The organism is Thermobifida cellulosilytica TB100, assembly GCF_001517975.1.
Taxonomy (GTDB): domain Bacteria; phylum Actinomycetota; class Actinomycetes; order Streptosporangiales; family Streptosporangiaceae; genus Thermobifida; species Thermobifida cellulosilytica.
Map to the genome: position 1 here is coordinate 569,755 of NZ_KQ950180.1, position 12,842 is coordinate 582,596.

Annotated in this window: 10 protein-coding genes and 1 pseudogene; 5 read left to right on the forward strand and 6 right to left on the reverse strand. The window is 70.4% G+C overall.

Features of this window, described 5'->3' with window-relative positions; genetic code table 11:
• The 5 genes and pseudogenes from AC529_RS20300 to AC529_RS02395 all read right to left on the reverse strand — a co-directional run.
• Positions 1-544 (reverse strand): annotated as a pseudogene (locus AC529_RS20300) (hypothetical protein); the annotation flags it as partial.
• A 155-nt stretch (positions 545-699) separates the two neighbouring features.
• Entirely contained in the window at positions 700-1,335 is a 636-nt protein-coding gene (locus AC529_RS02380) for a class I SAM-dependent methyltransferase (RefSeq protein WP_394326425.1), read from the reverse strand.
• A 58-nt stretch (positions 1,336-1,393) separates the two neighbouring features.
• Positions 1,394-2,545, reverse strand: coding sequence for a pyridoxal phosphate-dependent aminotransferase (locus AC529_RS02385; RefSeq protein ID WP_232306604.1), 1,152 nt, complete (start codon positions 2,543-2,545; stop codon positions 1,394-1,396).
• 95 nt (positions 2,546-2,640) lie between these two features.
• On the reverse strand, positions 2,641-3,015 hold the full coding sequence (locus AC529_RS02390; protein WP_198156313.1) for a BlaI/MecI/CopY family transcriptional regulator: 375 nt from the start codon (positions 3,013-3,015) through the stop codon (positions 2,641-2,643).
• Between the two features lie 197 nt (positions 3,016-3,212).
• Positions 3,213-4,082 (reverse strand): SDR family oxidoreductase, encoded by an 870-nt coding sequence (locus tag AC529_RS02395; protein ID WP_068753268.1) that lies wholly within the window; start codon positions 4,080-4,082, stop codon positions 3,213-3,215.
• Positions 4,083-4,688: 606 nt separating this feature from the next.
• Between AC529_RS02395 and AC529_RS02400 the strand changes: the two genes are divergently transcribed.
• From AC529_RS02400 to AC529_RS02415, 5 genes are all read left to right on the forward strand, one after another.
• A complete protein-coding gene (locus AC529_RS02400) occupies positions 4,689-8,339 on the forward strand; it encodes a multifunctional oxoglutarate decarboxylase/oxoglutarate dehydrogenase thiamine pyrophosphate-binding subunit/dihydrolipoyllysine-residue succinyltransferase subunit (protein WP_068753269.1) in 3,651 nt (1,216 codons plus the stop codon).
• A 12-nt stretch (positions 8,340-8,351) separates the two neighbouring features.
• A complete protein-coding gene (locus AC529_RS20305) occupies positions 8,352-8,528 on the forward strand; it encodes a DUF6104 family protein (RefSeq protein ID WP_198156268.1) in 177 nt (58 codons plus the stop codon).
• A 211-nt stretch (positions 8,529-8,739) separates the two neighbouring features.
• On the forward strand, positions 8,740-9,594 hold the full coding sequence (locus AC529_RS02405) for a DUF4097 family beta strand repeat-containing protein (protein WP_068753270.1): 855 nt from the start codon (positions 8,740-8,742) through the stop codon (positions 9,592-9,594).
• Positions 9,591-10,451 (forward strand): PadR family transcriptional regulator, encoded by an 861-nt coding sequence (locus AC529_RS02410; protein ID WP_068753271.1) that lies wholly within the window; start codon positions 9,591-9,593, stop codon positions 10,449-10,451. The genes AC529_RS02405 and AC529_RS02410 overlap by 4 nt, the downstream gene beginning before the upstream one ends.
• A gap of 190 nt (positions 10,452-10,641) precedes the next feature.
• Entirely contained in the window at positions 10,642-11,538 is an 897-nt protein-coding gene (locus AC529_RS02415; protein WP_232306533.1) for a helix-turn-helix domain-containing protein, read from the forward strand.
• A 100-nt stretch (positions 11,539-11,638) separates the two neighbouring features.
• Here the strand turns inward: AC529_RS02415 and AC529_RS02420 are convergent, their stop codons facing one another.
• Positions 11,639-12,817 (reverse strand): NAD(P)-dependent malic enzyme, encoded by a 1,179-nt coding sequence (locus AC529_RS02420; protein WP_068753272.1) that lies wholly within the window; start codon positions 12,815-12,817, stop codon positions 11,639-11,641.
• Positions 12,818-12,842: the final 25 nt, after the last annotated feature.

Here is a 12,842-nt window from a genome sequence, read left to right on the forward strand (position 1 = left end):
CGTCGACCGAAGCGGCCGCACCGGAACCGATCCGCTCGGTGTCCTCGGCGTCCGCCTCCGAGAACCGGACACGCTCGGTGTCCTCCTCGTCCACCGAGGCAGCCGCACCGGGCGCCCGGTCGGCGTCGTCCTCCGACAGCTCCTCCGCCACGGCGGTCGGTTCGTCCGAGACCTCGGTCCGAGGGTCGTCCGTGTCCTCGGCGGAGGCGGTGCTCCCGCTGTCGTCGTCGAGGTCGAGTCCGTACTCCTCGGCCAGGCTGCGTGCCACCTTGTCGCGGAAGAAGCTGCCGCTGTCCTTGAAGGCACTGGCTTCGAGGAAGGGGGACTCGTCGCCGCCCGAGGCGAACCAACTGGACTCGATCTCGTCCTCGGGTGCTCCCCCGTTCTGGTCGGTACGGTCGGCACCGTCACCGGTGCCGGACTCGTTGAGGTCCACGTCGTTGTCTCTTCTCACGGAAGGACCGGCGACATCGGCTTCCTCGGCCTCAGGGCGCGGATTGATGTCGCCGTTGCTGCTCTCGCTCAGTTCGTCGCCCCCTGGCATCGTCGCTCCCCACACTGCCGGCGCTACCGCTTATGACGCGCAGACGGGGGCGATGGGTTCACGAAAAGTCGGTTGTGAGACAGGCGTTACTGGGGGGCCGCCTGCTTCGTGCCTCACGATACCGGCCCCGGTGACCGAACCGCCGCTGGTGACGCTCAACGGCGGCGCAGCACCCGCAGCGAGCCCTGCACCCGCTCCTCGACGAACTCCCCCGAGTCCAGCGCCCGTCGGTAGATGTTGTAGGGCGGGCGTCCGCCGTCCGCGGGATCGGGGAACACGTCGTGGATGACCAGGGCCCCGCCGGGGAGCACGTGCGGGCTCCACCCGGCGTAGTCGGCCTGGGCGGCCTCCTCGGTGTGCCCGCCGTCGATGAAGAGCATGCCCAGCGGCGTGTTCCACAGGCGGGCCATGTCGGCGGAGCGGCCCACCACCGCGATCACCTGGTCCTCCAGTCCGGCGGCCGCCATGGTCTCCCGGAAGGCGCCCACGGTGTCCAGCCGCCCGGTCGCCGGGTTCACCAGGGACGGGTCGTGGTACTCCCAGCCGACCTGGTGCTCCTCGGAGCCGTGGTGGTGGTCCACGGTGACGACGACGCCGCCGACCTGGCGGACCGCCGCGCCCAGGAACACGGTGGACTTGCCGCAGTAGGTGCCGATCTCCAGGACCGGCCCCAGCGGCGCGTAGGCCAGTGCGGTCTCGTACAGCGCGAGCCCTTCGTCGGTCGGCATGAAGCCCTTGGTGTTCTCGGCCACGCGCAGCAGGTGGTCGGGCATGGGTGTGGTCACGGGCATCCTCTCGCCTCCGGGCACCCGGTCCGCGGGTCCGTCGGTCCTCTCTCGCCCGGGTACGCTACCGCCTCCCCCAGGCGCGCAGCCGGGCGGCGGCCTCGTCGAGCACCTCGTCGCGCTTGCAGAAGGCGAACCGGACGAGGTGGCGCCCCTCGTTCTGGTCGGCGTAGAAGACCTGCGCGGGCACCGCCGCGACTCCGGCCTGGTGGACCAGGGAGCGCACGAACGCGACGCCGTCGTCGTGGCCCAGCGGGCGGATGTCGGCCATGACGAAGTAGGAGCCCTGGGTGCGGCCCACCGCGAAGCCCGCGGCGGCCAGTCCGGCGGCCAGCCGGTCGCGTTTGGCCTGGAGCGCGTCGCGGTGGGCGCGCACCCAGTCCAGTTCGCCGCGCAGCGCGTCGGCGACGGCGAGCTGCTGGGCGCCGTTCGCCGTGTAGGTCAGGAACTGGTTGACCGTGCGCACCGCCCGTACCAGGGGCTCCGGCCCCATGACCCAGCCGATCTTCCAGCCGGTGACGGAGAAGGTCTTGCCCGCCGAGGAGACGCTGAGGGTGCGCTCGGCCATGCCGGGGAGCGCGGCCAGCGGCAGGTGCGCCACACCGTCGAAGGTCAGGTGCTCGTAGACCTCGTCGGTGAGCGCGATGACGTCGTTCTCCCGGCACAGTTGCGCGATCAGCGCCAGCTCCTCCTCGGTGAACACGGTTCCCGTGGGGTTGTGCGGGGTGTTGACGATGATCATGCGGGTGCGCGGGGTGACCGCGGCGGCCAGCTCGTCGGGGTCGAACGTGTACCGGGCGCCGTCCGCGGAGGGCCGCAGGGTCACCGGGCGGCGCACGCCCTGGGCCAGCGCGATGACGGCGGAGTAGGAGTCGTACATCGGCTCGAACAGCACGACCTCGTCGCCCGGCTCCACCAGGGCGAGCACGCTCGCGGCGATCCCGGCGGTGGCTCCGACGGTGACGTACACCTCGGTGTCGGGGTCGTAGGCGAGGCCGTACCGCTGCGCGCGGTCGGCGGCGACCGCGGCGCGCAGTTCGGCGCGCCCCTGTCCGGGCGGGTACTGGTTGCCCCCCTCCCGGACGTACCGGGCGGCGCCTTCCAGCAGGGAGCGCGGCCCGTCGGTGTCGGGGAATCCCTGTCCCAGGTTGATGGCGCCGGCCTGGTCGGCCAGCCGGGTCATCTCGGCGAAGATGGTCTCGCCGAACCCGCTCATCCGCGTCACCAGAGGTTCGTCCACGGCCCCACCCTAGTCCGTCTCCGCTCCGGAGCCGGGCGCGCCGCGGTCCCGGCGGCCCTACCGTGCCGCGGTCACGACGCGACGCCCCGGCGCAGCCGGATCTCGTCCAGCGCCTCGTACAGCCGCGACATCTCCTCGTCGCTGAACCGCTCGATGAGGCGGAGCATGGTCGCCCCGCGGTCCCCTCCCTCGCGCAGCACCTCGCTCATGACCCGCGCGGTGTGCTCCTCGCGGCTCTCCCGCGGCCGGTACCGCCAGGCCCGGCCCACCTTCTCGCGGTGCAGCACTCCTTTGTTGAACAGGATGTTCGCGACGGTCATGACCGTCGTGTAGGCGACGTCGCGTCGATAGTTCATGGTCTCCCTGATCTCGCGGACCGCGAGCGCACGGTCCGCGGTCCACAGGGCGTCCATGATGGCGGCCTCCAGCTCGCCGAACTCCCTTATCTTCACTATTGTCCCCACCTCCAGGCAGCATGCTAGAAGCGGAGATGACCCGGACAGGGCGAAACGCGACCGGGCACACCGATCCGTACCCTTCTCCGGACAGAACCGCCGTTTCCGCCGCCGCGGCGGCGACCGCTGCCGCGTTTTCGGGAATCAAGAAATCGTTTTCGCGCTCTCCTCGTTACCCGAGCGAGACCTCACAGCACTCCGCGGAGGTGGATTTCTGTCTGTTCCGCCAGATTGCGTGGAATGACATAGGGGCGCTCGGCGTTGATGTCGGGCCAGTTGTCCTGGATCTCCTCCGCGGTGACGTGTTCCAGCAGCACGCCGGGCCCCTCCGCCACGAACACCCGGGCGATCCGTCCGCCGCCCACGGAGTAGACCTCGCCGGTGGTGGGGCAGTCCTCGTGGGCCAGCCACAGCACCAGCGGGGTGACCTTCTCCGGGCTGAGCACGGCGGCGGCGTCCGCGGGGAACAGGTCCCGGGTCATCCGGGTGTAGGCGAGGGGGGCGATGGCGTTGACGTTGATGTCGTACTTGGCCCCCTCGATGGCGAGGGTCTTGGTGAGGCCGACGAGGCCCATCTTGGCGGCCGAGTAGTTGCTCTGCCCGAAGTTGCCGAACAGGCCGGAGGGCGAGGTGGTGTTGACGATGCGGCCGTAGCCCTGCTCCCGCAGGCGCTCGAAGGCCGCGCGGGTGACCAGGAAGGAGCCGCGCAGGTGCACGGCCAGCACCTCGTCCCACTCCCGGGCGGAGATGTTCCTGAAGGACCGGTCGCGCAGGATTCCCGCGTTGTTGACGATCACGTCGACCCGGCCGAAGGCGTCGTCGGCCTCCTCGACGAGCGACTGCGCCCCCTCCTCGGTGGAGATGTCCGCGGTGTGGGCCAGGGCACTGCCGCCGTGGGCGCGGATGCGGTCCGCGACCGCGGCGGCGGCCTGCGCGTCGAGGTCGTTGACGACCACTTTGGCTCCGCGCGCGGCGAACCCGAGCGCGTGGGAGCGGCCCAGTCCGTGCCCGGCCCCGGTGATGACCGCGACTCTTCCGTCGAACCGCAGCTCGCCCATTGCTTCCTCCTCCGTGAGAGGCCCGGGGTCGGGGTTTCCCGGGCGCGGGAGCGGGGAGACCGGCCGACTGCCGGTCGCCTCCTCTCCGCGGTCCGCGTCCCGCGGACGTCTGCGTCCGCGCCGCGAGGTCAGAGGACAGTCAATACCCGATCCGCGTCCGGTGCGCGATCGCTTCGGGGACACGGTTTCGGCACGGTGCTCCCAGGAACGCCCGTGCCGTACCGGATTCCGCCCCGATGTCCGGTCCCGAAAGCGCCGTACCGGCAACTCTGCACCTTCTGTGCAAAAATGTGAAGCAAGTCACAGGATTAGCCGTGAACAGAAGTGGGGATAGTGGACAGCGCACCCCACCAGGCACTGCTGCGAGCGGGAATCCCAGCAGACCTCACCGCAGCCGCCCTTGATTTGTGAATAAATGTTAGGTATACCCCAGCGTGGCACTGTGCTGGAGGCTCCGCGCGGGCCTCTGGCAAAGTAGCCTGTTACCACGAGACGGTCCGCTGGGCATGTCCTGGTGCGGTTACCCGTAGCACAGCCACATCCACATCCGGCCGCCCGTCTCCCCGTCAATTCACAAACGAGCTGCGGAAGAGGGCGATCTCCGCCGTGTCGTCTGAGGCATCTCAACCCCTGACAGATTTCGGCCCGAACGAGTGGCTGGTCGACGAGCTGCACCGTAAGTACCTCGCCGACCCCAACTCCGTTGACAAGGCATGGTGGAACTTCTTCGCGGACTACAAGTCCGGCTCCGCCGCCAACGGGGCGACTTCCCCCGCCAAGGGCAGCGCGTCCTCCGACGCCGCGGCCCGGAAGGCAGCCGCCGGAGGGGCGGCCACCACCGCTCCCTCCCGTTCCTCCTCCGCGAAGTCCGACGGCGCCGCCGAGGACGCGCTCGCGGTCTCCGAGGAGCGGCTGCGTGGCGCGTCGGCGCGCACCGCCACCAACATGGAGTCCAGTCTCAGCCTGCCCACCGCCACGAGCGTGCGGTCGGTGCCGGTGAAGCTGCTGTTCGACAACCGCATCGTGATCAACAACCACCTGCGGCGCGGACGCGGCGGAAAGGTCTCCTTCACCCATCTGATCGGCTACGCCATGGTCAAGGCGCTGGAGTCGGTCCCGGTGATGAACTACTCCTACACCGAGATCGACGGCAAGCCCGCCGTGGTCAAGCCCAAGCACGTCAACTTCGGCCTGGCCATCGACCTGGCCCGGCCGGACGGCTCCCGGCAGCTTGTGGTGCCGAACATCAAGGCCGCCGACACCCTGGACTTCAAGGAGTTCTGGAGCGCGTACGAGGAGATCGTGCGCAAGGCGCGCAACAACAAGCTGACCGTCTCCGACTTCCAGGGCACCACCATCAGCCTCACCAACCCCGGAGGCATCGGCACCGTGCACTCGGTGCCGCGGCTCATGCCCGGCCAGGGCACCATCCTGGGCGTGGGCGCCATGGAGTACCCGGCCGAGTTCCAGGGCGCCTCCCCCGAGACCCTGAACAACCTGGCCATCAGCAAGGTCATGACGCTGACCTCCACCTACGACCACCGCATCATCCAGGGTGCGCAGTCGGGTGAGTTCCTGCGGACCATCCACCAGCTCCTGCTGGGCGAGGACGGGTTCTACGACGAGATCTTCGAGTCCCTGCGCATCCCCTACGAGCCGGTCCGGTGGGTGCAGGACATCTCGGTGAACCGGGACAGCCAGCTCGACAAGGCCACCCGGGTCCAGGAGCTCATCCACGCCTACCGCGTGCGCGGGCACCTGATGGCCAACACCGACCCGCTGGAGTACAAGCAGCGCCGCCACCCCGACCTCGACGTCCTCGAGCACGGCCTCACCCTGTGGGACCTGGACCGCGAGTTCCCGACGGGCGGGTTCGGCGGCAAGCCGGTCATGAAGCTCCGCGAGATCCTGGGCGTGCTGCGCGACACCTACTGCCGGACGGTGGGTATCGAGTACATGCACATCCAGAGCCCCGAGGAGCGGGAGTGGATCCAGGCCCGCGTCGAGCGGGAGCCGGAGAAGATCAGCCGCGACGAGCAGCTCCACATCCTGCGCCGGCTCAACAGCGCCGAGGCGTTCGAGACCTTCCTGCAAACCAAGTACGTGGGCCAGAAGCGCTTCTCGCTGGAGGGCGGCGAGTCGCTGATCCCGCTGCTGGACGGGGTGATCTCCAAGGCCGCCAAGGCCCAGTTGGACGAGGTCGTCATCGGCATGGCCCACCGCGGCCGGCTGAACGTGCTGGCCAACATCTGCGGCAAGTCCTACGCGCAGATCTTCGGCGAGTTCGAGGGCAACCTCGACCCGCGCAGCGCGCACGGCTCCGGCGACGTCAAGTACCACCTGGGCACCAAGGGCACCTTCACCACGCCCGACGGTGAGAAGATCGCGATCACGCTGGCCGCCAACCCCAGCCACCTGGAGACCGTCAACCCGGTCGCCGAGGGCATCGTGCGCGCCAAGCAGGACGTCCTCAACAAGGGCGCCAACGGGTTCACCGTCCTGCCGATCCTCATCCACGGCGACGCCGCGTTCGCCGGCCAGGGCGTGGTGGCCGAGACCCTGAACCTGTCGCAACTGCGCGGCTACCGCACCGGCGGCACCGTGCACATCATCGTCAACAACCAGGTGGGCTTCACCACCTCCCCCAAGGACAGCCGCTCCAGCGTCTACGCCACCGACGTGGCCCGCATGGTCCAGGCGCCCATCTTCCACGTCAACGGGGACGACCCCGAGGCCGTGGTCCGGGTGGCCCAGTTGGCGTTCGCCTACCGGCAGGCGTTCAACAAGGACGTCGTCATCGACCTGGTCTGCTACCGGCGGCGCGGGCACAACGAGGCGGACAACCCCTCGTTCACCCAGCCGCTGATGTACGACGTGATCGACGCCAAGCGGTCCACCCGCAAGCTGTACACCGAGGCGCTGATCGGCCGCGGCGACATCTCCGTCGAGGAGGCCGAGCAGGCGCTGCGCGACTACCAGGAGCAACTGGAGCGCGCCTTCACCGAGACCCGCGAGGCCGCGAAGAAGCCGGTCGAGCCGGGCTCGGTGATCAAGCCCGAGGTGTTCACCGAGGGCCGGATCGACCACTCCGCCACCGAGACGGCGATCACCGAGGAGGTCGTCAAGCGGGTGGTGGACACCCAGGTCTCGCTGCCCGAGGGCTTCACCGTGCACCCGAGGCTGCTGCCGCAGTTGCAGCGCCGCGTGCGGATGGTCGAGGAGGACGCGATCGACTGGGCGCTCGGCGAGACGCTGGCGTTCGGTTCGCTGCTGATCGACGGCCACCCGGTGCGCCTGGTCGGCCAGGACAGCCGCCGCGGCACCTTCGGCCAGCGGCACGCCGTCCTGGTGGACCGCAAGACCGGCGAGGAGTACACCCCGCTCAAGGTGTTCGACCAGGGGACCTCGAAGTTCTACGTGCACGACTCGCTGCTGAGCGAGTACGCGGCCCTGGGCTTCGAGTACGGCTACTCGCTGGAGCGCCCCGACGCCCTGGTGGCCTGGGAGGCGCAGTTCGGCGACTTCGTCAACGGCGCGCAGACCGTCATCGACGAGTACATCAGCTCGGGCGAGCAGAAGTGGGGCCAGCGCTCCAGCGTCACCCTGCTGCTGCCGCACGGCTACGAGGGCCAGGGGCCGGACCACTCCTCGGCGCGCATCGAGCGCTTCCTGCAACTGTGCGCCCAGGAGAACATGACGGTCACCATCCCGACCACCCCGGCGAACTACTTCCACCTGCTGCGCTGGCAAGTGAAGTCGCCGTACCAGCGCCCGCTGATCGTGTTCACGCCCAAGTCGATGCTGCGGCACAAGGCGGCGGTCTCGGCGGTCTCGGAGTTCACCTCCGGGTCGTTCCAGCCGCTGATCCCGGACACCAGCGGCATCGCTCCGGAGGACGTGCGGCGCGTGGTGCTCTGCTCGGGCAAGATCTACTACGAGCTCGACGCGGCCCGGAAGCGGACCGGGGACACCCACACCGCGATCATCCGGGTGGAGCGGCTGTACCCGCTGCCGATCGACGAGATCCGCCAGCAGCTCAAGGCGTTCCCCAACGCGGGCGAGGTGCTGTGGGTCCAGGAGGAGCCGGCGAACATGGGGCCGTGGCCGTTCGTGGCGCTGGTCTTCTCCGAGCAGCTCGACCGCCCGTTCACCCGCGTGTCGCGCTCCGCGAGCTCCTCTCCCGCCGCGGGTTCCGCCAAGCGGCACGAGGTGGAGCAGCAGGCCCTGGTCAACACGGTCTTCCCGCCGACCGACTGAGGCAGCGGTCCGATGTACTACACCGATCGCGGAATCGAGGAACTGGAGAAGCGCCGCGGCGAGGAGGAGGTCACCCTGGCGTGGCTCGCCGAGCAGTTGCGGATCTTCACCGACCTGAACCCGGAGTTCGAGACCGCCGTCGACCGGCTGGCCACCTGGCTGGCCCGCGACGATGACGACGACGAGTAGCGCGGCTCCGTGACCGCCGAGGCCCCCGGCCGAGTGCCGGGGGCCTCGTGCGTTCCCGGGCGGCCTCCGCCCGGTCCGGTCGTCCCTGACGCGGGTAGTGGGCTTCCCCGAGGGGAGGTCGGGGATTCCCCTGGGATCTCGCGACATATCTTGAGAGCGCCACCATCGAGACATATCGTGTTTACAGAGGCGCTGACAGAAGGGGACCGCGATGGCACGTTGGACCATCGACAAACCGACCACACGCACACTCGACGGAATCGTGGCCCTGCGTGTGCGCATCATCGGCGGCCACGTCAACATCCTGCCCACGGACGACCCGGTGACCTTCGAGGTCTCCGAGCTCTCGGGTGAGCCGCTCCTGGTCTCCCACGAGGCCGGGATCCTCACCGTCACCTACGCCGACCTGACCCGCGACGGCCTCCTGGAGCGGCTGCGGCCGGTCCAGTTGAACAGCTACCGGGACCTGCCGCGCCGCAGCGCGACCGTCAGCCTCCGTGTCCCGCACGACTGCCCGGTCGAGGTCACCGCGGCCACCGCGTCGATCGTGGCGGCCGGGCTGAGCGCCAAGACCCGGCTGCGCAGCGGCTCCGGGGACATCACCCTGGACGGCGTGAGCGGCGAGACGGAGGTCCGGTCCGTCTCCGGCGACCTGGAGGGCCGCGGCCTGGCCGGCAGGCTCTCCTACAACAGCGTCAGCGGCGACCTGGAGCTCGCGGGGGGCCGCTTCTCCGAGCTGTCCGCCAAGACCGCCTCCGGTGAGCTGCTCGCCGACATCGACCTGGCCCCCTCCGCCCGGGTCACCCTGGGGACCGTCTCCGGCGAGGTCGCCCTGCGCCTGCCCGCCGACACCTCGGCCGAGGTCGAACTGCGCTCGGCGACCGGCTCCCTGGACTCGGCGTTCAGCCTGGACCGGCAGGACTCGCGCGGGCTGCGCCGGCTCACCGGCAAGATCGGCCCCGGGGTCGACCCCGCCACCATCACCACGACCACCGTCTCCGGCACCGTCTCGCTGCTGCGCCGGGCGGCCGACGCTCCGGCCGCGATCCCGAAGGGGGACTCATGAGCACCATCTTCGGCCACGGCCGACTCCGCCTGTACCTGCTGAAACTGCTGGACGAGCGTCCCCGGCACGGCTACGAGATCATCAGCCTGCTGCGGGACCGGTTCCTCGGCATCTACTCCCCCTCCCCCGGCACCATCTACCCCCGCCTCGCCCGCCTGGAGGAGGAGGGCCTGGTCACCCACGAGGAGGTGGACGGCCGCAAGGTCTACCGGCTCACCGACAAGGGCCGCGCCGAACTGCACGAGCGCACCCGGGACCTGGAGGACCTGGAGCGGGAGCTCACCGAGTCGGTGCGCGACATCGCCCGCGCGGTGCAGCGCGACGTCCGCGACACCATCAGCCACCTGCGGGAGGAGCTGAAGACCGCGGCCCGGGGCACCCGGCGCCCCCGGACCGGGACGGACCGGTCCGGCCGCGGCTCCGACGACGTCTGGGGCCGGGCCGCCGAGGAGGAGGCGCGGACCGGCGAGGGCTCCGGGCGCGGAGGCGCGGAGCGCGAGCCCTGCTTCCAGTGGAGCCGCGAGTGGGAGAAGTTCGCCCACGGCTTCACCTGGGGAGCCCGCGTCCGCGCGGCCACGGACCGCGCCGCGTTCGCCGACCTGGAGCGGACCCTGCGGGACTTCGCCGACCGGGTCCGCGACCTCGCCCACGAGGCGGGCAACGTCAGCGAGGCGGCAGTGGCCGACCTGCGCCGCATTCTGGACGAGGCGTTCGAGGTCATCCGGCGCGACGCCGCCCGGTGGGGGCCGCCCGCCCAGGAGTCCGCCGCGCGCCCCGGGGAGAAGGCCGGACAGGCCGCCCCCGAGGAGCCCCGCGGCCCCGAGGAAACCGGCGGCCCGGAGCAGCCGAAGGACTGACCGGCGCGCGGCGGGGACCGGGCCTCCTGCGGTCCCCGCCGCGCCGCCGTCCCCGGCTCCCCGTCCCCGCCGGTCGGCCGCGGAACTTTCCTTCGCCCGGAGGACCACCGCCGTATCCGATGGGCCCCCGCCGTGTACTAGCCTTTTCTGGTCCCCGAGTATCTGTCTCCCGGAGAGAAGGAGCATCGTGGTGGCCGCCGGCTACACCAGTCCCACGGCGCGGCGCCGCCGTCTGGGAGTGGAACTGCGTCTGCTGCGGGAGAAAGCCGGGCTCACCGGCGAGGAAGCCGCAGCCCGGATGTCCTGGTCGGGCAGCAAACTCTCCCGGATCGAACGCGGCCAGGTGTCCAGCAACTCCGACGACATCCGAGACCTGCTGGAGCTGTACGGGGTCACCGACCCCAGCATCCGCCAGGCGCTGATCCTGCTCGCCCGCGAGTCGCGCCGCCGCGGCTGGTGGCACGTGTACGGCGACGTGATTCCGGAGCGGTTCGACGTCTACCTCGGCCTGGAGCCGGAGGCGTGCACCCTCCGCTTCTACCACGGGCAGCTCGTGCCCGGCCTCCTCCAGACCAGGGAGTACGCCCTGTCGCTGCTGGAGACGCACCCCGTCCCGGTCGAGCCGCACGAGATCAGCCGCCGCCTGGAACTGCGGATGCGCCGCCAGCAGATCCTGGCCCGGGAGGACCCGCCGCACGTGTGGGCGGTCCTGGACGAGGCCGTGGTCCACCGCGTCATCGGCGGTCCGGCGGTCATGGCCGACCAACTGCGGCACCTCATCCGCATGAGCGAACTGCCGCACATCACCGTGCAGGTCCTGCCGTTCGGCCGGGGTGCGCACCCCGGCCTGGACGGCGCGTTCAACATCCTGGAGTTCAGCGAGCCCGAGGTCTACGCGCCGCGCCTGGTCCACACGGAGAACCTGACCGGCAGCCTCTACATCGAGAAGGCCAAGGAGGTGCGGGTCTACTCGACCGCCTTCGAGCACCTGCGCGCCGCCGCCCTGCACCCGAACGAGACGCGGGCGCTGCTGGCCGAGCAGGAGGAGCGGATGCGCTCCCTGGCGGAGTCCGCACCGGAGGACTGAGGGCCGCAACCCGCCCGAGACCACAACGTTGTCCCTCCGTGACGCCGACGGCCCGGCGCGGGATCGCCGCGCCGGGCCGTCCGTCGTCTCCCGGGCCGGGTCAGGCCCGGGCGACGCCGTCCTTGCGGGCCTGTTCGGCCACCGCGGAGGAGACCGCCGGAACGACCCGCTCGTCGAACGGGCTGGGGATGATGTAGTCCGGCGCGAGGTCATCGCCGACCAGGTCGGCCAGCGCCTTGGCCGCCGCGAGCTTCATGTTCTCGGTGATGTCGGTGGCGCGGACCTCCAGGGCGCCGTGGAAGACGCCGGGGAACGCGAGCACGTTGTTGATCTGGTTCGGGAAGTCGCTGCGCCCGGTGGCCACGACCGCCGCGTACTTGCGGGCCACGTCGGGGTGGATCTCCGGGTTGGGGTTGGCCATGGCGCAGATGATGGCGTTGTCGGCCATCGTGGCGACGACCTCCTCGGGCACCTCGCCGGCGGACAGGCCGACGAACACGTCGGCCCCGGCCAGCGCGGACTCGATGGAGCCCTGTAGTCCGGCCTTGTTGCTGATGGCGGCGAGCGCGGCCTTGTGCTCGTTGAGCCCGGCCCGGCCCTCGTAGATGATGCCCTTGCTGTCGGCCACCGCGATGTCGCCGATTCCGCCCCTGATCAGCATGCGGGAGACCGCGATGCCCGACGCTCCGGCCCCGGAGACGACGGCCCGCAGGTCGCTGAGCTCCCGGCCGGTGACCCGGGCGGCGTTGCGCAGCGCGGCCAGCGCGACGATGGCGGTACCGTGCTGGTCGTCGTGGAAGACCGGGATGTCGAGGCGCTCCCGCAGCCGCCGCTCGATCTCGAAGCAGCGCGGAGCGGAGATGTCCTCCAGGTTGATGCCACCGAAGGACGGGGCCATGCGGGCCACCGTCTCGACGATCTCGTCCACGTCGGTGCAGGCCAGAGCGATCGGCACCGAGTCGACCCCGGCGAACTGCTTGAACAGCAGCGACTTGCCCTCCATGACGGGCAGGGACGCCTCCGGGCCGATGGCTCCCAGGCCGAGCACGGCGGTGCCGTCGGTGACGACGGCGACGACCTTGCTCTTCCAGGTGTAGGTGTCCACCAGTTCCGGGTTCTCGGCGATGGCGGTGCAGACGCGCGCCACGCCCGGCGTGTAGGCCAGGGACAGGCCCTCCTGGTCGTTGACCTCGATGGTGGAGTGGACTTCCAGCTTGCCGCCGCGGTGCAGAGCAAACGCGGGATCGTCGTCAAGCAGGGAACTGCGGTCGCTGGTCACGTAAAAACCCCTCAGTGGATCCGTG

What these genes read in the sequence shown, in the direction of transcription:
- AC529_RS02395 (WP_068753268.1), bottom strand. Translation starts at nt 4,082, where the DNA reads ATGGGCGAGCTGCGGTTCGACGGAAGAGTCGCGGTCATCACCGGGGCC.
- AC529_RS02405 (WP_068753270.1), top strand. Translation starts at nt 8,740, where the DNA reads ATGGCACGTTGGACCATCGACAAACCGACCACACGCACACTCGACGGA.
- AC529_RS02385 (WP_232306604.1), bottom strand. Translation starts at nt 2,545, where the DNA reads ATGAGCGGGTTCGGCGAGACCATCTTCGCCGAGATGACCCGGCTGGCC.
- AC529_RS02410 (WP_068753271.1), top strand. Translation starts at nt 9,591, where the DNA reads ATGAGCACCATCTTCGGCCACGGCCGACTCCGCCTGTACCTGCTGAAA.
- AC529_RS20305 (WP_198156268.1), top strand. Translation starts at nt 8,352, where the DNA reads ATGTACTACACCGATCGCGGAATCGAGGAACTGGAGAAGCGCCGCGGC.
- AC529_RS02380 (WP_394326425.1), bottom strand. Translation starts at nt 1,335, where the DNA reads ATGCCCGTGACCACACCCATGCCCGACCACCTGCTGCGCGTGGCCGAG.